The sequence below is a fragment of the Mesorhizobium sp. M7A.F.Ca.US.005.03.1.1 genome (assembly GCF_003997975.1).
GTDB classification, from domain to species: domain Bacteria; phylum Pseudomonadota; class Alphaproteobacteria; order Rhizobiales; family Rhizobiaceae; genus Mesorhizobium; species Mesorhizobium ciceri.
In genome coordinates, this window is sequence record NZ_RZRO01000100.1 from 1 (window position 1) to 23,371 (window position 23,371).

Annotated in this window: 21 protein-coding genes; 4 read left to right on the forward strand and 17 right to left on the reverse strand. The window is 63.9% G+C overall.

Features of this window, described 5'->3' with window-relative positions; translation table 11 throughout:
* The 10 genes from miaB to EN990_RS28900 all read right to left on the reverse strand — a co-directional run.
* Positions 1-1,157: tRNA (N6-isopentenyl adenosine(37)-C2)-methylthiotransferase MiaB (miaB, locus tag EN990_RS28855; protein ID WP_245469219.1), on the reverse strand; the 1,157-nt coding region annotated here is incomplete at its 3' end.
* A gap of 113 nt (positions 1,158-1,270) precedes the next feature.
* The gene (locus EN990_RS28860) at positions 1,271-2,071 is read right to left on the reverse strand and encodes a 1-acyl-sn-glycerol-3-phosphate acyltransferase (RefSeq protein WP_063169990.1); all 801 of its coding nucleotides are present in this window, start codon (positions 2,069-2,071) and stop codon (positions 1,271-1,273) included.
* 21 nt (positions 2,072-2,092) lie between these two features.
* Positions 2,093-2,587, reverse strand: a complete 495-nt coding sequence (rimI, locus tag EN990_RS28865) for a ribosomal protein S18-alanine N-acetyltransferase (RefSeq protein ID WP_127369142.1) — start codon at positions 2,585-2,587, stop codon at positions 2,093-2,095.
* A gap of 83 nt (positions 2,588-2,670) precedes the next feature.
* A complete protein-coding gene (gene tsaB / locus EN990_RS28870; protein ID WP_127388460.1) occupies positions 2,671-3,348 on the reverse strand; it encodes a tRNA (adenosine(37)-N6)-threonylcarbamoyltransferase complex dimerization subunit type 1 TsaB in 678 nt (225 codons plus the stop codon).
* A gap of 95 nt (positions 3,349-3,443) precedes the next feature.
* Positions 3,444-4,550, reverse strand: coding sequence for a DUF1513 domain-containing protein (locus tag EN990_RS28875; protein ID WP_127369144.1), 1,107 nt, complete (start codon positions 4,548-4,550; stop codon positions 3,444-3,446).
* A 1-nt stretch (position 4,551) separates the two neighbouring features.
* The gene (locus EN990_RS28880) at positions 4,552-5,631 is read right to left on the reverse strand and encodes an imelysin family protein (protein ID WP_127388461.1); all 1,080 of its coding nucleotides are present in this window, start codon (positions 5,629-5,631) and stop codon (positions 4,552-4,554) included.
* Complete coding sequence (locus EN990_RS28885; protein ID WP_027161772.1) at positions 5,631-7,232, reverse strand: di-heme oxidoredictase family protein; 1,602 nt, start codon at positions 7,230-7,232, stop codon at positions 5,631-5,633. Before EN990_RS28885 ends, EN990_RS28880 begins: the two co-directional genes overlap by 1 nt.
* Positions 7,233-7,244: 12 nt before the next feature.
* Positions 7,245-7,730, reverse strand: a complete 486-nt coding sequence (gene bfr, locus EN990_RS28890; RefSeq protein WP_013527914.1) for a bacterioferritin — start codon at positions 7,728-7,730, stop codon at positions 7,245-7,247.
* The gene (locus EN990_RS28895; protein WP_013527915.1) at positions 7,696-8,007 is read right to left on the reverse strand and encodes a (2Fe-2S)-binding protein; all 312 of its coding nucleotides are present in this window, start codon (positions 8,005-8,007) and stop codon (positions 7,696-7,698) included. The genes bfr and EN990_RS28895 overlap by 35 nt, the downstream gene beginning before the upstream one ends.
* Before the next feature lie 112 nt (positions 8,008-8,119).
* Positions 8,120-9,409 carry an imelysin family protein gene (locus tag EN990_RS28900; RefSeq protein WP_013527916.1) on the reverse strand — a complete coding sequence of 430 codons (1,290 nt, stop codon included), beginning with the start codon at positions 9,407-9,409 and terminating at the stop codon, positions 8,120-8,122.
* Positions 9,410-9,842: 433 nt separating this feature from the next.
* Between EN990_RS28900 and EN990_RS28905 the strand changes: the two genes are divergently transcribed.
* Positions 9,843-11,096, forward strand: coding sequence for an FAD-dependent oxidoreductase (locus tag EN990_RS28905; RefSeq protein ID WP_127368028.1), 1,254 nt, complete (start codon positions 9,843-9,845; stop codon positions 11,094-11,096).
* Positions 11,097-11,126: 30 nt separating this feature from the next.
* On the opposite strand, the gene EN990_RS28910 is transcribed toward EN990_RS28905, so the two are convergent.
* On the reverse strand, positions 11,127-12,404 hold the full coding sequence (locus EN990_RS28910; protein ID WP_013527918.1) for a 4-aminobutyrate--2-oxoglutarate transaminase: 1,278 nt from the start codon (positions 12,402-12,404) through the stop codon (positions 11,127-11,129).
* A gap of 244 nt (positions 12,405-12,648) precedes the next feature.
* On the opposite strand from EN990_RS28910, the gene EN990_RS28915 reads away from it, so the two are divergent.
* The 3 genes from EN990_RS28915 to EN990_RS28925 are packed head-to-tail and all read left to right on the forward strand — an operon-like array spanning position 12,649 to position 17,959.
* Entirely contained in the window at positions 12,649-13,788 is a 1,140-nt protein-coding gene (locus tag EN990_RS28915) for an efflux RND transporter periplasmic adaptor subunit (RefSeq protein ID WP_127368029.1), read from the forward strand.
* A complete protein-coding gene (locus tag EN990_RS28920) occupies positions 13,785-14,864 on the forward strand; it encodes an efflux RND transporter periplasmic adaptor subunit (protein WP_024503446.1) in 1,080 nt (359 codons plus the stop codon). Before EN990_RS28915 ends, EN990_RS28920 begins: the two co-directional genes overlap by 4 nt.
* Positions 14,861-17,959, forward strand: a complete 3,099-nt coding sequence (locus EN990_RS28925; RefSeq protein ID WP_127368030.1) for an efflux RND transporter permease subunit — start codon at positions 14,861-14,863, stop codon at positions 17,957-17,959. The genes EN990_RS28920 and EN990_RS28925 overlap by 4 nt, the downstream gene beginning before the upstream one ends.
* Before the next feature lie 12 nt (positions 17,960-17,971).
* On the opposite strand, the gene EN990_RS28930 is transcribed toward EN990_RS28925, so the two are convergent.
* The 6 genes from EN990_RS28930 to EN990_RS28955 all read right to left on the reverse strand — a co-directional run.
* Positions 17,972-18,286 (reverse strand): hypothetical protein, encoded by a 315-nt coding sequence (locus EN990_RS28930; protein WP_206519134.1) that lies wholly within the window; start codon positions 18,284-18,286, stop codon positions 17,972-17,974.
* A 45-nt stretch (positions 18,287-18,331) separates the two neighbouring features.
* Entirely contained in the window at positions 18,332-19,081 is a 750-nt protein-coding gene (locus EN990_RS28935) for an ABC transporter ATP-binding protein (protein ID WP_013527922.1), read from the reverse strand.
* Positions 19,078-19,923 (reverse strand): ABC transporter ATP-binding protein, encoded by an 846-nt coding sequence (locus tag EN990_RS28940; RefSeq protein ID WP_127368032.1) that lies wholly within the window; start codon positions 19,921-19,923, stop codon positions 19,078-19,080. Before EN990_RS28940 ends, EN990_RS28935 begins: the two co-directional genes overlap by 4 nt.
* Before the next feature lie 10 nt (positions 19,924-19,933).
* The gene (nikC, locus tag EN990_RS28945) at positions 19,934-20,854 is read right to left on the reverse strand and encodes a nickel transporter permease (protein WP_127368033.1); all 921 of its coding nucleotides are present in this window, start codon (positions 20,852-20,854) and stop codon (positions 19,934-19,936) included.
* Entirely contained in the window at positions 20,851-21,918 is a 1,068-nt protein-coding gene (locus EN990_RS28950; RefSeq protein ID WP_024503440.1) for an ABC transporter permease, read from the reverse strand. Before EN990_RS28950 ends, nikC begins: the two co-directional genes overlap by 4 nt.
* An 18-nt stretch (positions 21,919-21,936) precedes the next feature.
* The coding region (locus EN990_RS28955; protein WP_164766171.1) for an ABC transporter substrate-binding protein at positions 21,937-23,371 on the reverse strand (1,435 nt) is incomplete at its 5' end.

Sequence of the window (23,371 nt, forward strand, 5' to 3'; positions counted from 1 at the left end):
AGCAAGGCCTGCAGCCGCTGCAAGCGCTCGTCCTTGACCGCTTCCGGCACATGATCGGGCATTTCGGCGCCTGGCGTGCCGGGGCGCGGCGAATATTTGAAGGAGAAGGCCGAGGCGTAATTCACCTGACGCACCAGCTCCATGGTCGCCTCGAAATCCGCCTCGGTCTCGCCGGGAAAGCCGACGATGAAGTCGCCGGAAAGCGCGATGTCAGGCCGGGCAGTGCGGATACGGTCGAGCAGCGCCAGATAATCCCTCGCCGTGTGCCGGCGATTCATCGCCTTGAGGATGCGGTCGGAGCCTGATTGCACCGGCAGATGCAGATAGGGCATCAACGACGGCAGATCGCGATGGGCCGCTATCAGCTCGTCATCCATGTCGCGCGGGTGGCTGGTGGTGTAGCGCAGACGCGCCAGCCCGGGGATTTCGGCCAGCCTGAACAGCAGGCGGCCAAGGCCCCACTCGTGGCCGTTCTCGCCCTGGCCATGCCAGGCATTGACGTTCTGGCCAAGCAGCGTCACTTCGCGCACCCCGGCTTCAGCCAGGCGCTCAGCCTCCGCGACAATCTGCGCCACCGGCCGGGAAACTTCGGAGCCTCTGGTATAGGGCACGACGCAGAAGGTGCAGAACTTGTCGCAGCCTTCCTGCACGGTGAGGAAGGCGGTGACACCGCGCTTGATGACCTCGGCGCGCTTGGGCTGCGGCAGATGCTCGAACTTGTCCTCGATGGCGTAGTCGGTCTCGACGATCTTTTCGCCGCCGCGCACCCGCGCCAGCACGTCGGGGAGCCGGTGATAGGTCTGCGGGCCGATGACCAGGTCGACGGCCGGCGAACGGCGGATGATCTCGGCGCCTTCGGCCTGCGCCACGCAGCCGGCGACGCCGACCAGCATCTCGCGGCCGGCCAGGGCACGCTCGGCTTTCATGTCGCGGATACGGCCGAGCTCGGAATAGACCTTTTCGGCCGCCTTCTCCCTGATATGACAGGTGTTCAGCAGCACCAGGTCCGCCTCGCCAATGGCATCGGTCGCGGAATAGCCGTCGGCAGCCAGCGCATCGGCCATACGCTGCGAATCATAGACGTTCATCTGGCAGCCATAGGTCTTGATGAAGACTTTTTTCGCTGCCGTGGAAAGCACTGCCGGCTGTCCAGCCATAGTGCCGATGTCGTCGCTTTCTACCGTGTTCAAGTCCATAAGGCGGCTTCTAACGCCTTTCCGTGACAAAAAACAGACGATTCTCAGCCCGCGCCAGCAAGGGCATGCCGGGGCTAGCGGCTCGGCCGCGGGTCGGCAAGCGCCGCCTGCATCATCTCACGCACCTGGCTTTCCATCAGTTTCGACGTCTCCTTGCGGTTCGAACCCTTGGAAAAGGCGATTGCCTCGCCGAAATGCACCTCGACGTCGAGCGCGCCCTCCGCCAGCAATACCTTGAGATGCGGCATCAAATCCTCATCGCCGATCCAGGCGGCAAGCGGGCGATGCCGGCGGCCGAGCGGCACGCCGTGCAGACGCGTATAGGCGATCGCCACCGGCTGGATGAACACCTGTTCCGCCGCGCCTTCCGAAATCGCCATCGAGGCGGCGCCGAACAGCGTGCTCTTGAACGGCAGGACCATATTGCCGTCGCCGGTCGAGCCCTCGGCAAACAGCACCATCGCATCGCCCTTGGCCATGCGGCTGGCAATCTCGCTTGCCTGGTCGCCCGACGAACGCTTGCGCTCGCGCTCGATGAACACGGTACGCTGCAGCTTCGAAAGCATGCCGATCAGCGGCCAGCCTTCCATATCAGCCCTGGCGATGAATTTTACGTCGGCAAAAGAGCCGAGCACCATGATGTCGGTCCAGGAGATGTGATTGGACGCAACCAGCAGCGGGCGCTTGTCGGACAGCGTCCCCTTGACATGGATGCGCATGCCGAGCGCCCTGATGATCAGCCTGTGCCAGATCTTGAGGATGAAGGTTTCCGGCCACCAGCCGGTCTTCATCGACAGTATCTGTAACGGCACGAGGACCAGCGAACCGGCGACAACGAGGCCCAGCGCCAGGAAAATCCTGATTTTCTTGATCATCGCCCCATCCCGGCCGTCTCGCTAGCGAAGATCGCGGCGCATGACAAGCGCGCCGGTCGGTCCGTGTTCGGCCGACCTGTAGTAATTCGGCCGCCTGCCGACCTCGCGGAAGCCCAGCCGGCGATAAAGCGCGATCGCCGCGACATTGGTCTCGTCGACCTCGAGGAACAGCGCTTCGGCGCGCTGCGCGTGCAGTTCGCGCAACACCGCGTCCATCAATTGCCAGCCCAGCCCCTGCCGGCGATGCGATCGCGCCACCGCGACGGTCAGGATCTCGCCCTCGCCTGCCGCAAGCCGCGCCAGCACGAAGCCGACGGGCGGCTTGGAGCCCTGTCCGGTTTCGCGCGCGGCATAGCCGAACACGGTGTCCTGTTCGAGCAAGGCGGCAAATTCGCCATCGGTCCAGGGGCGGACAAAGTCCTCGCGGTGCAGCAGCGAGACCGCCGGACTGTCGGCGATCCTCAGCGGCTCGAGCGCATAGTCCCGGCGGCGTGATTGGAGAAAAGGTATGCGCATCTAATTTTTGTTTTCTTGTTTGACCATGATCTCTGGACAAACGGGAACCGTTGTCCGTGAAAACCGGCTTCCACTTTTCGGGATCATGGTCTGATCCTTGAAAGAATGAACCCGGCCTGCGGCTTGGCGTCGGCGCCGCGCAGATAGAGTGGTTTCGGCCGTTCGCCCGCGCCCTTGGCGGCAGCCAGGCGGGCGTAGGTGACAATGTCGGCGGTGGCCGTCCGAGGGCCGACATCGAATTCGCGCCCGGCCGATGCGCTGATGAGCGCTGCAGCGGTGCCGGCAAGCACCGGAGACGTTGCCATCGCCATTGCCACCACGTCGGCCAGCGTGGCCACGGCCGGACCGTAAGTCAAGACTAACCTTTCGTCGTAAAAGGCCGCGTGGATCTCCTCACGGCCGGCATCCAGCGCCGCCAGCACGGCGCGACCGGGAAATGCCGTCGCTGCTTCGGCAGCCAGCGCCTCCAGTGTCGTCACTCCGATTGCCGGTATCTTCAGCGCCAGCGCCAGGCCACGCGCGGTCGAGACGCCGACCCGCAGACCGGTGAAGGAACCGGGGCCGACAGACACGGCAATGGCGCCAAGACCTGCATAGTCGGTTGCGCCTGCCTCCAGCGCTTCGGCGATGACCGCCATCAGCTGCTCGGCACGGCCCTTGCCGAGATCGAGCACCGAGCGGCCGAGCTCCCGCTTCGCCGTCGCGTCATAGACGCTAGCGGCGCAGAGGTTGGCGGCACAGTCGATGGCAAGCAATTTCATGAAGCAACCGGTTCGAAAGACAATTCCCTGTGCCCGCCACGGCCCGCCACCGCAAGGGGATAGTGCATAATTCGTTAAGCGGCTTCGCTTGTGGCCTATGCGGCCTGCTCGATGCGCAGCATGTGGTTGTCCCAGACATAGTCCGGTTCGGAGCGTGTCGCACCACTGCCCTCGACGATCTCGCCAGCGCCGGTGGTGGCCATGAAGCCGGTTCCATCGGGAGCCACGCCGCAGACCTCGACCAGCGCGCTGTTCGCGACGACCCGTCCGCTGGCCGCATCGAGCACGACAAGCGAGTTGCCTTCCGGCGAGGAGACCGCGACCGTGCCGGCAGCCGGATTGGCGGCGACCGAGCCTATGTAGTTGCGGAAGCCGGACAAAACGTCCTGCGGCATGTCGAGCAGTTGCAATTCCTTGCCGCGCACCGCGCGGCCGACCAGCAGCGGACGATCGGTGCCCGGGCCCCTGTACTGGCAGCCGAACCAGACCGTGCCGGACGGATCGGTGTCCATGTGGCGGATCGACAGCTGATGCAGTGCGGCCGGCAATTCGTGCTTCTCGATGAGGTCGCCGGTGACGCGGTCTATCAATACGTAGGACGGCTTCATGGTCGCAATGTTGAGCTCGGCGCGGCCGTAATCCGGATGGGTCTCGATGCCGCCATTTGCTACCGCAATCGTCCTGCCATCGCCCAGGAGCAGAAGCTCGTGTGGACCCATTCCATAGGTCGGGAACTCGCCGACACGGCTGAATTTCGCCCGCGCATCGTAGACGCCGACGACGCCGGCGGCGTTGTCGAAGTCGTTTTCGGTGGCATAGAGCAGCGCACCGTCGGCCGAAAACACGCCATGGCCGAAGAAATGCCGGCCGGCGATGCTGGCGATGGTCAGCGGCGCATCACGGCCCGAATGGTCGAAAACCACGGCGAAGGTGCCGGGCTGGCGCGCGAAGACCACCGAGCGTTTCGATATGGGATCGAAGGTGACATCGTGGCCGCGATCGGGCAGATCGATCGCATGCAGGACTTTGCCGGCCTCGGACAGGACGGCAGCGCCAAAGCTGCCGTCGCGTTTGACGAAAGCGGTGGCGAAGACGGCGTCGGCCGAAAGCGTCGTTGCCCAGGCCGATGGCGCCATCGCGGCCATGAAGCCAACGCCTGCAGCTCTCAGGAAATCGCGGCGATCTATCAGCGGGGTTTTCAATTCAGTCCCCATCCAGCGAGGAGAAGCCTGCGGTCAGGCCGAATTCAGCGGTCAACCTGGTCCCGATCAGGGTCGACAGGCTGGAGGTGATCAGCGCGAAATGCTCGAGCTTGTCGCGCAATGCCGGATCGGCAAGCGCCTTGTCGATTGGACCGCTGACGGCCTTGGCGGTGGCGACACCGTTGACCAACTGGATGTGGATCGATTCGGCCATCCAGCGCGCATCGGCCGGCAGGGCGTCGCCAAGTTTCGAGGCCTGGAACAGCGTATCGATGCCGGAGAGATTGCCGGCCAGTGACGCGGTGGTGTTTTGCGAGCGCCAATAGATCGCTTGTTTCGGCTTGTCCGCGTCCGGCTTGCCGCCGAAAAACCCTTTCAGGCGCACGTCGCGCACCATTTCCAGCTCATTGATGAAGACGCCGACCAGTTCCGTCACCGCTTCGTTGCCGTCGCGGTAGAGCGCATTCTGCGGCCCCGGATTGGCCCAAATCGCTGCAAAGCCGTCCGGTTTGTTCCAGGCGGCGCTGACCTCGCCGGCCATGGTTTCGATGTTGCCGGCAACAGCAGTGCCATAGGCGCAGCGGTAGGGATCATCCTTGCCGGCCAGTGCATCGGCGCCGTCGCCGTAAAGTACGAACTCCAGCGCGCCCAGCCCCTGCATGGCGACGCTCTTGCCGGCCAGCTGTGCCGGATCTGTGGCGGTTGGATCCTTCGCCGACAGCGCCGCCTGCACCTGCTTCAGGCCAATGCTCTTGCGATCCGGCCAGAACAGCATGCGTTCCAGCCGGTTGTTCTCCTTGATCGGCCCGAAGCCGATGTTTTCGGCTGACGACCAGGCATAGACGGTGGCGGAGAATTCGGCGCGTGCGGCATCGAGCTCTCCTTGCGAGGGCGTGACGCACAGCTTGCGCATGGATCCGGTCAAGGCTTCCGCATGCTCGTGCAGGCCGGCATAGGCCGGGCGGACGAAGCCATCGATCGCCCGCTGGATGATGTCGGAGGCTTTGACCGCCGCCGACGCAGGGACAACGCCCAGCAGGGCCAGCGGAAGAGCGAAAAACAATGCAGAACGCTTGAACATCACAGTGACTCCAGGAATTTGAGCAATGCGTCACGCTCGGTCGCGTTAGCGGCGGCAAAACGGTCGCGCGCTTTCTGCGCCTCGCCGCCATGCCACAGGATCGCCTCAGCCAGGCTGCGCGCGCGCCCGTCATGCAGAAAGAAGGAATTGCCGTTGACTGTCTCGGTCAGGCCGATGCCCCACAGCGGCGGCGTGCGCCACTCATTGCCCGTCGCATCGCCCACGGCCTGGCCATCGGCCAGATCAGGCCCCATGTCGTGCAGCAGGAAGTCGGAATAGGGCCAGATCAACTGGAAGGCCTGCGCCTTATTGGGCGTATCGCGGCGCGTGACGAATTTCGGCGTATGGCAGGCAATGCAGCCGATCTCGTAGAATGTCTTTTTGCCCGCGAGCACGTCCGGCCGGTCGAGGTCCCGGCGCGACGGCACGGCCAGGTTCTGCGAATAGAAGGTGACGAGATCCATCACCGGCGGCGGCGCCTCGACCGGGCCAAGACGCTGCTGCACGCCGTTCGGCATGGCGAGGCATTTTGCCTCCGCAGCAGTGCAATCGCCCCAATGCCTCGGCTCTTCGAGCGTCGAGATGCCGATGTCGCCGGCAAAGGCATCCGCCGCCTGCTGGCGGATCGACGCGGTCTGCGCCTTCCAGCCGAAGCGGCCGAGCGTCAGTTCCCCGTTCAGGCTATCGCGCACGATGTTCGGCCTGCCGGAAATGCCGTCGCCGTCCCTGTCGTCCGGATCGGCTTGGGCGAGAATATCAGACGGCGCGATCTGTTCGATCAGGCCCAGGCCGATCATCGGCGGTGTGAGCCGCGGCGACAGCGTGGTGCGCGGGTCAAGCGGCCCGTAGCCAAGGCCGTCAACCGAATAGCTCGGTTTGCGCAAGGAGATCACAGAGCCGTCCGTCAGCTCCACCTTACGTTCCTGGTAATCGATATGCATCCTGCCTTCACCAGGCAGGCCGGGTACGGCGAGCTCCTGCAATTGCCTGCCGTAGACCGGGTCGGGGAAGTTGAGCACCTCATGGTCGGCAAGCGCCGCCTTCTCTTCCACGCTGCTGGCGTCGCGGGCCAGCCGCAGGAACATCGACGTGGTGCCGGGGTCGCCTTGCGGCGGGCGGCCGCGGCCATCCTTCAGATGACAGTTCTGGCAGGCACGTTCGTTGAACAGCGGGCCGAGCCCGTCCGACGCTTGCGTCGAGGATGGCGACGAGACCCAGTTCTTGCGGAAAAGGGCATTGCCGAGCTTGAAGTCGCCCTCTTCCTCGAAGGTGATGTTGGCCGAGGATTGCGAGAAGGAATCGCGGCTGACGTCCTTTCGGGACGTGCCGGCGCCACCTTGCATCAATTCGAACGGCTCTGGCCTGGAAAAATCCGTGGTCGGCCTGGTGACGGCAATGACGCGCGCCTGATCCTTCGCATTGAGGTCGGTGCGCGTGGTGGCGAAGCCGGCCGGCTGAAGATCACCCGCCATCGCCGAAGAGGTAAGCGCCAACACGAGCATGACACAGCGCCGACGCGCCAATCCGGCTGGCGTCTTCTCAGGGGGCGGCGAGCCATTGGCCCGCCGCGAGCGGCGCACGAATTCTAGCAGGCGCCGCATTCCCGCATGCCCTTACTCCGCCTCGTCTGCCGATGCGGCGTTGAGCTGGCCGTATTTCTCCTCGCCAATCGAGGCAAGCAGGTCGAGCTGCGTCTCAAGAAAGTCGATGTGACCCTCCTCGTCGGCCAGCAATTCCTCGAACAGCTTCATCGTCACGTAGTCGCCGGCGTCGTTGCAGATTTCGCGCGAACGCTTGTAGGCGGTACGTGCGTCATATTCTCCGGCAAGGTCGGATTCGAGCACTTCCTTGACGTTCTGCCCGATGCGCAGCGGCGCCACGGACTGCAGGTTCGGATGGCCTTCGAGGAAGATGATGCGGGCGACGAGCTTGTCGGCATGGTGCATCTCCTCGATCGATTCCGCCCGCTCCTTCTTTGCCAGCTTGGCGTATCCCCAGTCCTCAAGCAGACGGAAATGCACCCAGTACTGATTGACGGCGCCAAGCTCCAGAAAAAGGGCCTCGTTAAGCCGCTCGATGATCTGCGGATCGCCTTTCATGAATTCTGCTCCCGTATTGGATGCGCAGGCCTCTGACGCGATCCAGGTGTGAAACGACATCCACGCCGCTCGCCTCCGAGCGAGCGTGGTAGTTTTCGGTGACCCGAATGATCGTTTCCACCACATTTGGGAAGCAGCCGCAACAGCGACCGCGCTTTTGCATTGCATGATAGATTTTCGCCGGCACGATCAACTGCCAGGGATCCTGGTCCAGCAGCCCGACGATCGTCTGCTCGATCTCCTTCTCGGTGATGATGTTGCAATGACAAATCAGCATTGGCTTGCTCGGCTGGCTGACGGCGTCTCCCGCGCCGTGTGGCTTGATCTTCTGGCGGAGGCCGTTGCAAAGCCGGTTGTCCGGCTCCGGGCCAGTCTCCGTCGTTTACCCCTTACTTGAACACCTTGTCCGGCGCGTCGAGGCTGTCGGACCCTTCGAAGGCGATGGTGCTGAGCTTCAGGGAGCCGACGGCGCGCTCAATCGACTTGGTCTGATCGATCAGCGCATCGATCGCCGCCTGGACGGTGGCATTGCCCTCAATGTTGCCCTCGGCGATCTGCTGGTCATAGGCCTCGCCGGCCAGTGCACGCGCCTTGATCGCCTCCATCTTGGCGACCGAAACATCGAGCTTGTCAGACAGTTCCTTGTCGATCGCCGGGTCGGCCGCCTTCACCATATCGGCCACCGAAGGACCCGAAACGATGGTGCCGTCGAGACGCGTGTAGCTCGCATGATAGGCCGCGCGAATGCCGATGGCGTCGTAGAGATGCGAATTGTAGGTGTTGTCGGAGAAGCAATCGTGCTCCTCTTCCGGATCATGCAGCAGTAGGCCGAGCTTCATGCGCTCGCCGGCCAGTTCGCCGTAGGACAGCGAGCCCATGCCGGTGAAGATCGTCGAGATCGCCGTGCTCGGCTCGCCATCGACAAGAGCCTTGCGGGCGGCGCCGTCTTCCTTCCAGTTGCCGACCATCTCCTGAAGATCCGAAACCAGAAGGTCGCTGGCCGATTTCAGATACTCGGCGCGGCGGTCGCAATTACCGCCGGTGCAGTTCTTGAGGTCGTAGTCGGTGTAGGGGCGCTCGCCGGCACCCGGGCCGGTGCCATGCAGGTCCTGGCCCCAGAGCAGGAATTCGATGGCGTGATAGCCGGTGGCGACATTGGCCTCGATGCCGCCGGCCCCCTGCAGCGTGCCGGAGAGGAATTCCGGCGAAAGCTTCGATGCATCGACCTTCTTGCCGTTGATCTCGATCTCCTTGTTGGCGATCACATTGGCCGTGTAGAGCGCGTTCGCGTCCGATTCGGTGCCGTAGCTCTTGGCGACATAGTCGATCAAGCCTTCATCCAGCGGCCAGGAATTCACCTTGCCTTCCCAGTCGTCGACGATCTTGTTGCCGAAGCGGTAGACTTCGGTCTGCTGGTAGGGAACGCGCGATGCCTTCCAGGCGTCACGGGCAGCGTTGAGGGTTTCCACCGATGGCGTGGCGAGCAGCGCGTCGACCGCCTTGTCGAGCGCTTGCGCGGTGGTCAGCGAATCCTCGTATTTGGCGAGCGCGATGTCGGAATAGGTCTTGATGACCGCCTTTACATCTGTTTCCGCCTTTGCCGGCAACACGAATACCGCCGCCGTCAGCAGGGCAGTGGCGCCGATCGCCGCAAGCCTGCTGCCATATCGTGCTGTCATGATCACTCTCCAGTTTCTCGGAAATTCTGTAAACGGCGCGCGCAGCAACCGGCGCCAGGCCATCTGCGGGCCATTGGGCGCAAGAGATGCCGCGCCATCGCGCGGTTCGCGGAAGAAAGACACCAAAATGCCTCCAATCGAAAGGGTTCAAGGCCCAAACATTAAAGGGATGCGCTAACGCGCGAGCTTCCATAAAGCTGCGACACCGTCGGATGTCAATGACAATCCGCAAGAAAAGTCAATCGAAACAACAGTTTAGAATTATTCTAAACTGCGACTGTCAACTTTATGCATTTTCCTGCACCGGTCTTGCCGCTGAACTGTGCGATTGACAGCCGCCATCCCGGATGCGACCCGCAAAAGCTCGCTTGCAGCGGTGCCAGACAATTGCCATCTGGCGGAACATCCTAGGGTAGAATCGGGATTGAGTGCGATGAAGAACGGTGTGGTCATTGTCGGCGCGGGTCATGCGGGCGTGCAAGCGGCCGCAAGTCTGCGCGAGGACGGCTATGACGGGCCGGTGATCCTCGTCGGAGATGAGGACGAACTGCCCTACCACAAGCCGCCGCTGTCGAAGACCTTCATCAAGGATGCCGAGGCCAAGCCACAACCCTTGCGCGGCGAGGCCTTTTACACCGGCAGCGCCATCGACTACCGGCCTGGCGTCAGGATCGATCGCCTCGATGCCGGACGCCGCAGTTTGGATATTGCCGGCGGTGGTGCGCTTGCCTTCGACCACCTGATCCTGGCGACAGGCTCGCGCCCGCGCACGCTGCCGCTGCCCGGTGCCGATCTGTCCGGGGTGCTGTCGCTGCGCTCGCTGGCCGATGCGCGGCTGATCCGCGACCTCAGCGCGCAAACCGACGAAGTCGTCATCCTCGGCGGCGGTTTCATCGGGCTGGAGATCGCAGCCACGTTGAGGGCCGCCGGCCGCACGGTGACAGTGGTCGAGGCGGTGGACCGGCTGCTCGGCCGCGCCGTGGCGCCGGTGGTGGCGAGCCACGTCCGGCAACGGCTGGAAGCGACGGGCGTGCGCATCCTCACCGGCACCTCGATCGCCAGGCTCGAAGGCGAAAACGGTCATGTCGTGGCCGCGATCACCTCGTCAGGCGAAAGGCTGCCGGCGCGCATGGTCATTGTCGGCATTGGTGCCGTGCCGAATGTCGAACTGGCGCAGGAAGCTGGCCTCGGCATCGCCAACGGCATCCGCGTCGATCACCAGATGCGGACTTCGGTGCCGGAGATTCTCGCTATTGGCGATGCTGCCTCTTACCGTCACTGGTTCACCGGCGGCGACGTGCGGCTGGAATCGGTGCAGAATGCCACCGACCAGGCGCGGCTTGCCGCGCGCACGATATCAGGCCATGCCGACGCCTATTCTGCGGTGCCATGGTTCTGGTCCGACATCGGCGACATGAAGCTGCAGATGGTCGGCCTGACCGCCGGCGGCGACAGCCATGTCGTGCTGGGCGACCTGCCCGACAACAAATTCTCGATCTACCACTACGCCGGCGAGCGGCTGCTCGGCATCGAATCGGTCAACCGTCCGGGCGACCATATGCTTGGCCGCAAGATGTTGGGCGCCGGCTTCTCGCCGACGCCGCAGACGGTGGCCGCTGGCCCCGAGGGGCTGAAAGCGGCACTGGCCGCTTTCCTCGAGAATGAGCCCGCCAGAGCGGCGGGATAATTCCGTCCCTCAGGCGCGGCACCTTACTGATCAGGCGGCGCAGACTTCGCGGATCGAGCTTTCCAGAATGTCGAGTGCTTCGTTCATGACTTCGTCCTGGATAGTGATCGGCGCCAGGAAGCGGATGACGTTGCCGTAGACGCCGCAGGTCAACAGGATCAGGCCCTTGTCGAGCGCCTTCAACCGGATCGCATTGGCGATCTCGGCCGAGGGCAGGCCCTTCTTGACGTCGTTGAACTCGACCGCATTCATGAAGCCGAGACCTCTGATGTCGACGATCTCGGGCACGTCGTCGCGGATCGACTGCAGCCGCTGTTTCAGTCTTGCGCCCAGCGTATTAGCGCGGTCGCACAGCTTTTCATCCTCGATCACGTCGAGCACGGCGTGCGCCGCGGCAACGCCGATCGGGCTGCCGCCATAGGTGCCGCCGAGCCCGCCGGGGCCGGGCGCATCCATGATTTCGGCGCGGCCGGTGACCGCCGCCAGAGGAAAGCCGCCGGCCAGGCTCTTGGCCATGGTGGTGATGTCGGCGGCCACCTCATGGTGGTCCATCGCAAACATCTTGCCGGTGCGGGCAAAGCCGGTCTGCACTTCGTCGGCGATCAGCAGCATGCCGTGCTGGTCGCAAAGCTTGCGCAGCGCAACCAGGAAATCACGCGGCGCGTCGTAGAAGCCGCCCTCGCCCTGAACCGGCTCGATGATAATGGCGGCGACGCGGGCCGGATCCACATCGGCCTTGAACAACCGGTCGAGCGCCGCCAGCGAGTCGGCGACCGAGACACCGTGCAGCGGCACAGGGAACGGCGCATGGTAGACATCGCCCGGCATGGCGCCGAAGCCGACCTTGTAAGGCACGACCTTGCCGGTCAGCGCCATGCCCATGAAGGTGCGGCCATGGAAGCCGCCGGCGAAGGCAATGACCGCCTGACGGCCGGTGGCATTGCGGGCGATCTTGATGGCGTTCTCGACAGCCTCGGCCCCGGTGGTGACGAAGATCGTCTTCTTCTCGAACTTGCCGGGCAGCATGCCGTTCAGCCGTTCGGCCAGGCGCACATAGCTCTCATAGGGCACCACCTGGTGGCAGGTGTGGGTGAAGCGGTCGAGCTGTGCCTTGACCGCCTCGATCACCCTGGGATGGCGATGCCCGGTGTTGACGACGGCGATGCCCGACGAGAAATCGATATAGCGACGCCCCTCGACATCCCAGATTTCCGAATTTTCAGCCCGGTCGGCATAAATCTGCGTGGTCATGCCGACGCCGCGGGAAATCGATTGGTTCTTGCGTTCGGAAATGGCTGAATTCTTCATCGTATCCCTCACCGGGCCGGCGCCCGTCCTGTTTGATGCCGTTGAGATGTCTTCTGACCTTATTTCACGTTTTCCTCAAGTCGGCACCACCGGCAGGCGATTGGGCCTGCGGTGGGCAGATCCCGGCGCTTAGCCAGTCGGGCGATACACGTACGAGACCGGTTTCCTTTTCCCGGGGATCGACTATCCTCTGGATGGCCGCGAGGCACCGCGATCAGCGAGCGGCCCGCGGCCGGGGGAGCCCATGAGCAGGAACGTGACTTCGCCCGTCTCGCAGCCATCGGTCAGAGCTCCCGGTCTTTTGTCTTTTCCAGCCGCCCCGGCGCTTTTCGCCTGCACGGCGGCGCTGCTTCTGGCCGGCTGTCAGAAGCAGGAAGCGGTGGACAAGAAACTGCAGATCATGGTGCGCACCGAAACGGTGGCGATGGCCGACTATGCGCCAAGGACTTCGCTGACCGGGGTGATCGCGGCGCGTACGCTGAACAATCTGTCGTTCCGGGTCGGCGGTCGCGTCGCCGAACGGTTTGTCGATGTCGGCCAGCATGTCGATCAAGGCACGGTGCTCGCCCGCATCGACCCGCAGGAGCAGGAATCCGACCTGCGCTCGGCGCAGGCCGATCTTGATGCAGCCAAGGCGCAACTGACCCAGTCCGTTGCCGCCTTCGAGCGGCAGAAGACGCTGCTGGCGCAGGGCTTCACCACCAGGCGCGACTATGACGCCGCGGACCAGGCCCTGAAGGTGGCACAAGGCAGCGTCGAAGCCGCGCAGAGCGCTTTCTCCAACGCCCAGCAAAACCTGTCCTTCACCGAGCTCAAGGCCGGTGCCGCCGGCGTGATCACCGCCCGCCAAGTCGAAACCGGCCAAGTGGTGCAAGCCGCGCAAACCGTCTTCACCGTCGCCGAGGACGGCGACCGCGACGCGGTGTTCAACGTGCAGGAGACGCTGATCGCCAAGACACCGGCATCGCCTGCGGTGACGATCACGCTGTTGTCCGATCCGCAGGTCAGGGCAACGGGCAAGGTCCGCGAAATCTCGCCTGCGGTCGACCCGGCTTCGGGCTCGATCCGGGTCAAGGTCGCCATTCCCGACACGCCCGCCGGCATGCCGCTGGGAGCAGCCGTCATCGGCTCGGTAAGCGCCAAGCCGGCGAAGGCGATCCTGCTGCCTTGGCAGGCGCTGACGTCCAGCGGCGGCAAGCCGGCGGTCTGGATCGTCGATCCCTCGACCAAGGCGGTGACGATGGCGCCGGTCGAAGTGCTGGCGTTCAATTCGGGCACGGTCGTGATCGCCAGGGGGCTGGACGAAGGCCAGAGCGTCGTCACCGCTGGAGGACAGCTGCTCAGCCCTGGACAGACGATCGAGATATCGGGAGCGGGCCAATGAGCCGGACGCCGCGCATCCTGCTCGGCGTGCTCATGCTCGGCGCGCTGGCATCCTGCTCCAGGTCGGAGGAAAAGCCGCCCGAGATCATCCGGCCGGTGCTGTCGATGGTGATCGAGCCGCGCACCACGCAAGTCTTCGGTTTTGCCGGATCCGTCGAACCGCAGGTCAGCGCCGACCTGGCCTTCCGCCTGCTTGGCCGGGTCGTCTCGCGCGACGTCCAGGTCGGCGACATCGTCAGCAAGGGCACGACGATAGCGGCACTCGATCCGACCGCGCTGGAGTTGTCGCTCCAGGCGGCCAAGGCGGAACTGTCCAATGCCGAGGCGCAGTTCGCCAACGCCGCCGCCAGCGAGGAACGGCAGCGCCAGTTACTCGCCTCAGCCAACGCCACGCAAGCTGTCTTCGACGCCGCGCAGCAGGCGCGCAAAGCTGCGGAGGCAGGTGTCGAGCGGGCTAAGGCCTCGCTTGCCAAATCGCAGGAACAGCTCGGCTATGCCAGGCTGTTCTCTGATTTCGACGGTGTCGTCACCGCTGTCGGCGCCGAAGTTGGCCAGACGGTCTCGCCCGGCCAGACCGTCGTCACCGTGGCGCGCTCGGACCTGCGCGAGGCGGTGGTCGACATTCCCGACCAATTGACCGGTGATCTCGCGGCCGGCACGCCCTTCCAGGTCATCCTGCAGTCGCTGCCGACGATCCAGACCGGGGCTAAGCTGCGCGAGATCGCACCGCAATCCGAGGGCTCGACCCGCACCCGGCGCGTCAGGCTGACGCTCACGGATCCGCCACAGGCCTTCCGGCTCGGCTCGACGGTGACGGCGACCCGCGTGACCAAGGTGGCACCGACGATCGAACTGCCCATGTCGGCGCTGTTCGAAAAGAACGGTTCCGCGAAAGTGTGGATCGTCGACCCGCAGACATCGAGCGTGAACGCACGCGACATAAAGGTCGCGTCGAAGAATGGCGGCACCTTCACGGTGACCGAGGGGCTGGAGGCCGGCATGCGTGTTGTCACGGCGGGCGTCCACAGCCTGAGCGAAGGCCAGAAGGTGACAGTGCCCGAGGGAGGGGCCTCATGAAAGGCTTCAATCTCTCCGACTGGGCGCTCAACCACCGCTCCATGGTCTGGTATTTCATGCTGGTCTTCGTCGTGGCTGGCGTGTTCTCCTACCTCAATCTCGGCCGTGAAGAAGATCCCAACTTCACCATCAAGACGATGATCATCCAGGCCAACTGGCCGGGCGCCTCGGTCAAGGAAACCGTGCAGCAGGTGACCGACCGGATCGAGAAGAAACTCGAGGAACTCGATAGCCTCGACTACACCAAGTCCGTCACCACGGCCGGCCAGACCGTCATCTTCGTCAACCTGAAGGACACCACCAAGGCACGCGATGTCGTGCCGAACTGGATTCAGGTGCGCAACATGGTCAATGACATCGGGGCACAGTTTCCGCAGGGTGTGCAGGGCCCGTTCTTCAACGACCGCTTCGGCGACGTCTATGGCAACATCTACGCCTTCACATCGGACGGGCTGACGCCGCGCCAGTTGCGCGACTATGTCGAGGATGCCAGAACAAAGATCCTGACCGTGCCCAACGCCGGCAAGGTCGACCTGGTCGGCGCCCAGGACGAAGCGATCTATCTCGAATTCTCAACCCGCCAGATCGCCGCCCTCGGCCTCAACCAGCAAGCGATCGTCGCCAGCCTGCAGGCGCAGAACGCGATCACGCCGTCCGGCGTCATCCAGTCCGGGCCGGAGCGCATCAGCGTGCGTGTCGGCGGGCAGTTCACCTCCGAGGAAAGCCTGCGCGCCATCAATCTGCGCGTCAACGACCGCTTCTTCCGCCTGAGCGACGTAGCGACGATCACACGCGGCTATGTCGATCCGCCGACGGCACTGTTCCGTTTCAACGGCCAGGACGCGATCGGGCTCGCCATCGGCATGAAACCCAACGCCAACCTGCTCGAATTCGGCGAGGCCCTGCACAAGGAGATGGACAAGGTGCTGGCCGACCTGCCGGTCGGTGTCGGCGTGCATCTGGTCGCCGACCAGCCGGTCATCGTCGAGGAGGCCGTCTCGGGCTTTACGCGTGCGCTGTTCGAGGCGGTCGCCATCGTGCTCGCCGTGTCGTTCATCAGTCTCGGCATGCGCGCCGGCTTCGTCGTGGCGCTGTCGATCCCGCTGGTGCTGGCCATCACCTTCACGGTCATGGCCTATCTCGGCATTTCGCTGCAGCGTATTTCCCTGGGTGCGCTGATCATCGCGCTCGGCCTTCTGGTCGACGACGCGATGATCGCGGTCGAGATGATGGTGGCGCGGCTTGAGGTCGGCGACAATCTGCGCAAGGCGGCGACCTATGTCTACACATCGACCGCCTTTCCGATGCTGACCGGTACGCTGGTGACGGTCGCCGGCTTCATCCCGATCGGCCTCAACAACAGCGCCGCCGGCGAATATACCTTCACCCTGTTCGTGGTCATCGCCGTTTCGCTGCTGGTGTCATGGATCGTGGCGGTGCTGTTTGCGCCACTGCTCGGCGTCACCATCCTGCCGGCGACGATGAAAACCAAGCATCACGACCAGCCGGGCCGCTTCACCTCACTGTTCCGGCGCGTGCTTGTCGGCTCGGTGCGCCATCACTGGCTGACCATCATCGCCACCGTGTTGTTGTTTGCCGGCTCGATCGCCGGCTTCGGCCTGGTGCAGCAGCAGTTCTTCCCGCCATCGGACCGGCCGGAGTTGATCGTCGACTGGAACCTGCCGCAGAATTCTTCGATCGCCGACACGCGCGACCAGATGGAGCGGTTCGAGCAGCGGGCACTGGTCGGCAATCCCGACATCGACCATTTCTCGTCCTATATCGGCCAGGGCGCGGTGCGTTTCGTGCTCGCCTATGACGTGCAGCCGGCCAACCCCTATTTCGGCCAGACTGTCATCGTCACCAAGAGCATCGAGGCTCGCAACCGGGTCAAGCCGGCGCTGGAAAAGCTGCTGCGCGAGGAGTTCGTCGGCACCGACGCCTTCGTCAAGCCGCTCGAACTCGGACCGCCGGTCGGCCGCCCCGTGCAATACCGCGTCGGCGGTCCCGACATCCAGACGGTGCGCGAGCTGGCGCAGCAATTCGCCGGTGTCATCTCCGCCAATCCAAAGCTCGCCGCGCCGACCTTCGACTGGAACGAGCCGCAGCGGGTGCTGAGGGTCGACGTGCTGCAGGACAAGGCACGCCAGCTCGGCATCACCTCCTCCGACATCGCCAGCGCGCTGAACAGTACGGTCGGCGGCGCCACCATCACGCAGGTGCGCGACGCCACCTACCTGATCAATGTCGTGGCCCGCTCCCGCGGCGCCGAACGCGGCTCGATCGAGACGTTGCAGAACATGCAGTTGCCGACCAGCACCGGCGAGGCGATCCCGCTCGCGGCGGTCGCCAACTTCCGCTACGATCTGGAGCAACCGACGGTGTGGCGACGCGATCGCATCCCGACCATCACCGTGCGCGCCGGGCTGGTCGGCGACGTGCTGCCGGCCACGGTCGTCAACGAACTGAAGCCATCGGTCGATGCCTTCACCGCCAAGCTGCCGCCGGGCTATTCGATCGCCACCGCCGGCTCGGTCGAGGAGAGCGCCAAAAGTCAGGGACCGATCGCCGCCGTCGTGCCGTTGATGCTGTTCGTCATGGCAACGATCCTGATGGTGCAGTTGCAAAGCTTCCAGCGCCTGTTCCTGGTCGTGGCGGTGGCGCCGCTCGGCCTGATCGGCGTGGTGGCGGCCCTGGTGCCGAGCGGAGCGCCGCTGGGCTTCGTCGCCATCCTCGGCGTGCTGGCGCTGATCGGCATCCTGATCCGCAATTCGGTCATCCTGATCGTGCAGATCGAGGATCTGGTGCGCGAGGGCAAGGATCGCTGGGCGGCGGTCATCGAAGCGACCGAACACCGGATGCGCCCGATCGCACTGACGGCGGCGGCCGCCAGCCTGGCGCTGATCCCGATCGCGCGTGAAGTGTTCTGGGGTCCGATGGCCTATGCGATGATGGGCGGCATCATCGCGGGTACCGCAATCACGCTGCTGTTCCTGCCGGCGCTTTATGTGACGTGGTTCAGGATCAAGGAGCCGAAGGGCCGGGAAGAGCCACCCGTTCTGGAGAACGGCGAACTGGCGCAAGGCTCAGCCTAAGGCTTTGCCTGATCATTCGTTGTCGTTGGAGGGCACAGGGCGCGACCTGGCGCGTTGCCATGGCGACGATTTCGAGGTGCGCCAAGCGTGCCAGCCTTCTGGCAAGTCCGCCAACGCCTGGATGCTTTCGTCCCGCTGCACAACGTTTTGCAAGCTGACGATCATGATATCGCCTTCGTCAACAGGTCCGGTTTCGCTGTTGTGGAATTGCCAACTGCCGTCGTCATCGTCATGTGAGACGTATGCAATCCAATCGCCGCGGGTAACGACTGCCCTATCCACAAACACCGCGACATTGGGAGGATCCGCAAACTTCCATTCCTCCATGGGAATTCCCCAAGATGGTTGTTCGGCGCAAAAGAGAAAACGAATTCAAGCGGTTCTCACAAACCCGTCGCTGGCCCGCAACAGATTGCGCGTATAGTCCTTTGTCACACGGCGTTCGACAAGATCCGCCGCCGCCAGATTCTCCACCGCCTCGCCGCTTTGCATCACCATCAGCCGCTCGCACATATGGGTGATGATGGCGAGGTCGTGGCTGACCATCAGGAAGGTCAGCTTGCGCCGCTTGCGTACCTCTTCCAGCAGGTTGAGCACTTCCGCCTGCACCGAGGCATCGAGCGCCGAGGTCGGCTCGTCGAGCAGCAGGATCGACGGTTCGAGAATGAGTGCACGGGCGATTGCCACGCGCTGGCGCTGGCCGCCGGAGAGCTGGTGCGAATAGCGGAACCGAAAACCGTTGCCGAGGCCGACTTCGTCGAGCGCCCGCTGGATACGCTTTTCGCCGTCGGCAAAGCCATGGATGGCAAGCGGCTCCTGCAGCAGACGGTCGACGGTCTGGCGCGGGTGCAGCGACCCGTACGGATCCTGGAAGACCATCTGCACTTCACGGTAGAAGGCCTTGTCGCGGCGCGCGCCGAGCGTCTTGCCGTTGACGACGATGCCGCCCGATGCAACCGGCGCAAGGCCGGCGATGGCCCGCAGCAGCGTCGATTTGCCGGAGCCGGATTCGCCGACCAGGCCGAAGGATTCGCCCGGCTGCACGTCGAGGCTGACGCCTTTCAGTGCGCGAAAACGGTCGAAGATCACTTCCAGCCTGTCGACGGCAATCGCAGAAGTCATGCCGCCCACTCCGGCTTGCGGTCGAGCACCGGCAGCGGGTGGCGGTCGGCACCGATCTTGGGCATGCAATTGAGCAGGCCGCGCGTGTAGGGATGCTGGGCCTGGCCGAGTTCGGACGCCTTGAGCTGCTCGACCACCTTGCCGGCATACATGACGATGACGCGGTCGCAGAAGGACGAGACCAGGCGCAGATCGTGCGAGATGAAGATCAGCCCCATGCCACGCTCACTGACCAGCCGGTCGAGGATGCCGAGCACATCGAGCTGCACGGTGACGTCGAGCGCCGAGGTCGGCTCGTCGGCGATCATCATTTCCGGACCGGCGATCAGCATCATGGCGATCATGGCGCGCTGGCCCATGCCGCCCGAAACTTCATGCGGATGCAAATTGAAGACGCGAGAGGGATCACGGATCTGCACCGCCTCCAGCATGGCCAATGCACGGTCGCGTGCCTCCGCCTTGCCGACCTTTTCATGGGTGCGCAGCGTCTCGACGATCTGGCGACCGATGCTCATCACCGGGTCGAGCGAATATTTCGGATCCTGCAGGATCATGGCGATGCGCTTGCCGCGCAGCGCCCGGCGTTCGCGTGGCGAGACGCTGAGCAGGTCGATGCCGTCGAAGGCGAGCTTGTTGGCCGATATCCGCGCCTGCGGTGGCGTCAGGCCCATGATGGCGCGGCCGGTCTGCGATTTTCCCGAGCCGGATTCGCCGACGATGCCGAGCCGTTCACGGCCGAGCGAAAAGGAAACGCCGCGCACCGCCTCGATCAGCCCGGTGCGGGTCGGGAAGGTGACGCGCAGGTCGTCTACGTCGAGAAGCGTTTTCGGTTCTCCGCTCATTGGTCGCCGCTCATTGGTCGCCACTCCGCGGATCGAGCGCGTCGCGCAGGCCGTCGCCAAGCAGGTTGAAGCCGAGGCTGACGATGAGGATGGCGAAGCCCGGCGCACCGGCCACCCACCATTGATCGAGCACGAAGCGGCGGCCGGAGGCGATCATCGTGCCCCATTCGGGCAGCGGCGGCTGCGCGCCGAGGCCGAGGAAACCGAGCCCGGCGGCGGTCAGGATGATGCCGGCCATGTCGAGCGTCACCCTGACGATCAGGGACGAAATGCAAAGCGGCATGATATGGCGCAGCACGATGCGGAAGGGCGAGGCGCCCATCAGTTGCACCGCCTTGATGTAGTCGGAATTGCGCACCGTCAGCGTCTCTGCCCGCGCGATGCGGGCGTAGGGCGGCCATGAGGTGACGGCGATGGCCAGCACTGCATTCTCGATGCCGGGGCCAAGTGCTGCGACGAAGGCCAGCGCCAGGATCAGCTTGGGAAAGGCGAGGAAGATGTCGGTGATGCGCATCAGGATGGCATCGGTCCAGCCACCGGCATAGCCTGCAACGGTGCCGACCAGAAGGCCGATGGGTGCGGCGATGATGGCAACCAGGATGACCACGTAAAGCGTCCAGCGCGAGCCGTAGAGGATGCGCGACAGGATATCGCGGCCGAGATCGTCGGTGCCGAACCAGTGCTCGGCGCTCGGCGCCAGCAGGCGCGCGTTCTTCAGGTCGCCGAACGTTGGCGAATAAGGTGCCAGCACGCCTGCAAGGGCGGCAACGACCAGCAGGGCGATGATGATGAGCAGGCCCAGAAACGCCAACCGGTTGGCGGAAAAGCGCCGCCACGCCACATAGGCGCGGCCGAGCCTTGCCTGCATGCGCGAGGCCGGCCGCTCGCTGAGCAGCCAGTCGCGACGGCTCTGGATGGTGTCGACGCTCATGCGGACTTCGTCCTCGGATCGAGCACACGATACAGCAGGTCGGACAGAAGGTTGATGGCGATGAACACCGAGCCGATGACGATGGTGCCGCCGAGCACCGCATTCATGTCGGCGTTCTGCAGCGAATTGGTGATGTAAAGGCCGATGCCCGGCCATGAGAAGACGGTCTCGGTCAGCACCGAACCTTCCAGCAGTCCGGCATAGGAAAGCGCGATCACCGTCACCATCGGCACCGCTGCGTTGCGCAGCGCGTGACCCCAGATGATGCGCGTTTCCGACAGGCCCTTGGCGCGCGCCGCGACGATATATTCCTGCGACAATTCGTTGAGCATGAACGAGCGCGTCATGCGGCTGATATAGGCGAGCGAGAAATAGCCGAGCAGCGAGGCCGGCAGGATGATGTGGCGGAAGGCGTCGTAAAAAACGTCCCACTGCCCCTGCATCGCAGAGTCGAGGAGATAGAAGCCGGTGATCGGCGTAAAGGTGTATTCGTAGACGACGTCGAGCCTCGCCGGGAAGGCAACCCATTGCAGCTTGGCGTAAAACAGCACCAGCCCAAGCAGCCCCAGCCAGAAGATCGGCACGGAATAACCGATCAGGCCGATGACGCGCACGATCTGGTCGATGAGGCTGCCGCGCCTGACCGCGGCCAGCACACCGAGCGGCACGCCGAACAAAGCGCCGATCAGCGTTCCGAGGGTCGCCAGTTCCGTCGTGGCCGGAAGCGCCCGGCGAATGTCGGTCATGACCGGATTGGTGGTCAGCACGGAGACGCCGAAATTGCCGTTCAGCGCATTCTTCACATAGATGTAGAACTGCTCGATCAACGGCAAATCGAGGCCCATCTCGCGGCGCGTGCGCTCAACCACATTGGCCGGCGCCCGGTCGCCGAGCACCGCCAGCACCGGGTCGATCGGAATGACGCGGCCGATGAAGAAGGTGACCGCGAGCAGACCAAGATAGGTCGTGATCGCAATGACCAGGAAACGGCCAAGCGATGATGCAATAGCGACGGCGCGGGCGCTGCCGCGCCCCGCCGCCACTTCTTTTTCAACCGCGCTCATGCGGCGTGTCCGCGAGCACTATTCCTTGGACACCGGTCCGACGAAGTTGGTGTCGAAGCTCGGGCCGAGCGCAAAGCCCTTGAGGTTCTTGCGCAGGCCGGCCACTTCCAGCTGCTGGTGGATGACGACGAAGGGGCTGGTGTCGAGGATTTTCTTCTCGAGATCCTTGTACATGTCGGCGCGCTTGCCGGCATCCTTCTCGAGCAGTGCCGCTTCCGTCTGCTTGGTCAGGTCCGGAATGTCCCAGGCGTTGCGCCAGGCCAGCGTCTTGGTCTTGGCCCCATCCGAATTGTCCGGGTTCGAGGCAAAGGTCTGGGCGTTGGAGTTCGGGTCGAAATAATCCTGGCCCCATTGGCCGATATAGATGTCGTGGTTGCGGGCGCGGTATTTGGTGAGCGTCTGCTTGCCGTCGCCCGGGATGATCTCGAGCTTGATGCCGGCCTGTCCGAGCGTCTGCTGGATCGATTCCGCCATCCCGGTCGTCGGCTGGCCGGTGCGTACGTCCATGGTTACGCTGAAGCCGTCGGGCAGACCGGCCTTGGCCAGCAATTCCTTGGCCTTGGCGACATCGAGCTTGAACGGATTCTCATCCAATTCGCCGAGCACGCCCTTGGGCAGGAAGGTCTGATGGATTTCGCCGATGCCCTTGAGGATGGTGGAGCTCAAGGCATCATAGTCGACCAGATACTTGAACGCCTGGCGCACCTCCGGCTTGGCGAGGTTCGCGTTCTTCTGGTTGAGGCTGATGTAATAGACCGTACCCTTGGGCGCGCTGGTGGTGGTGAGGTCGGCGTTCTTGGCGATGGCGTCGAGGTCGTTCGGTTCGAGATTGCGGGCAACGTCGATGTCGCCAGCCTCGAGCGCCAGGCGCTGGCCCGAGCTTTCCTTCATGTTGCGATAAATGACGCGGGCAAGCTTGGCTTTTTCGCCGTAGTAATTGTCGTTGCGCTCGAGAACGACGGCTTCGTTGGCCCGCCATTCGCGCAGCTTGAAGACGCCGGAGCCGGCATAGCCGGTCTTCAGCCAGGCATTGCCGAAATCATTGTCCCATTTGTAGTCGGCGCTCGGCGTGACCGCAGCCACATGTTCCTTGACCAGCTTGGCGTCGACCACCGAAGCGACCGTTGCCGACAGGCAGTTCAGCACGAAACTCGGCGCATAGGCCTTGTCGACGGTGAACTGGAAGGTGCCGTCGTCGACAGCCTTGGCCTTTTCGGTGACGTTGTCACCGCTGATGCCGAACTGGCCGATGATGAAGGCCGGGCTCTTGTCGAGCTTGATGACGCGCTCGAACGACCAGGCGACATCGGACGCCGTGATCGGATTGCCGGAAGCGAATTTCAGGCCGGGCTTGAGCTTGAACGTGTAGGTCAGGCCGTCATCGGAGACGGTCCAGCTTTCGGCAAGGTCGCCCTTGACCTTGGAGGTGTCGCTGAGGTCGAGACGGACAAGC

Bases quoted from the DNA above. Each gene is read 5' to 3' on its own strand.
- EN990_RS28900 (WP_013527916.1), bottom strand. From the start codon at position 9,409: ATGACAGCACGATATGGCAGCAGGCTTGCGGCGATCGGCGCCACTGCC.
- bfr (WP_013527914.1), bottom strand. From the start codon at position 7,730: ATGAAAGGCGATCCGCAGATCATCGAGCGGCTTAACGAGGCCCTTTTT.
- EN990_RS28950 (WP_024503440.1), bottom strand. From the start codon at position 21,918: ATGAGCGCGGTTGAAAAAGAAGTGGCGGCGGGGCGCGGCAGCGCCCGC.
- EN990_RS28880 (WP_127388461.1), bottom strand. From the start codon at position 5,631: ATGTTCAAGCGTTCTGCATTGTTTTTCGCTCTTCCGCTGGCCCTGCTG.
- EN990_RS28940 (WP_127368032.1), bottom strand. From the start codon at position 19,923: ATGAGCGGAGAACCGAAAACGCTTCTCGACGTAGACGACCTGCGCGTC.
- EN990_RS28920 (WP_024503446.1), top strand. From the start codon at position 13,785: ATGAGCCGGACGCCGCGCATCCTGCTCGGCGTGCTCATGCTCGGCGCG.
- EN990_RS28895 (WP_013527915.1), bottom strand. From the start codon at position 8,007: ATGCTGATTTGTCATTGCAACATCATCACCGAGAAGGAGATCGAGCAG.
- EN990_RS28930 (WP_206519134.1), bottom strand. From the start codon at position 18,286: ATGGAGGAATGGAAGTTTGCGGATCCTCCCAATGTCGCGGTGTTTGTG.
- rimI (WP_127369142.1), bottom strand. From the start codon at position 2,587: ATGCGCATACCTTTTCTCCAATCACGCCGCCGGGACTATGCGCTCGAG.
- EN990_RS28935 (WP_013527922.1), bottom strand. From the start codon at position 19,081: ATGACTTCTGCGATTGCCGTCGACAGGCTGGAAGTGATCTTCGACCGT.
- EN990_RS28910 (WP_013527918.1), bottom strand. From the start codon at position 12,404: ATGAAGAATTCAGCCATTTCCGAACGCAAGAACCAATCGATTTCCCGC.
- EN990_RS28885 (WP_027161772.1), bottom strand. From the start codon at position 7,232: ATGCGGCGCCTGCTAGAATTCGTGCGCCGCTCGCGGCGGGCCAATGGC.
- EN990_RS28905 (WP_127368028.1), top strand. From the start codon at position 9,843: ATGAAGAACGGTGTGGTCATTGTCGGCGCGGGTCATGCGGGCGTGCAA.
- EN990_RS28860 (WP_063169990.1), bottom strand. From the start codon at position 2,071: ATGATCAAGAAAATCAGGATTTTCCTGGCGCTGGGCCTCGTTGTCGCC.
- nikC (WP_127368033.1), bottom strand. From the start codon at position 20,854: ATGAGCGTCGACACCATCCAGAGCCGTCGCGACTGGCTGCTCAGCGAG.
- EN990_RS28915 (WP_127368029.1), top strand. From the start codon at position 12,649: ATGAGCAGGAACGTGACTTCGCCCGTCTCGCAGCCATCGGTCAGAGCT.
- EN990_RS28925 (WP_127368030.1), top strand. From the start codon at position 14,861: ATGAAAGGCTTCAATCTCTCCGACTGGGCGCTCAACCACCGCTCCATG.
- tsaB (WP_127388460.1), bottom strand. From the start codon at position 3,348: ATGAAATTGCTTGCCATCGACTGTGCCGCCAACCTCTGCGCCGCTAGC.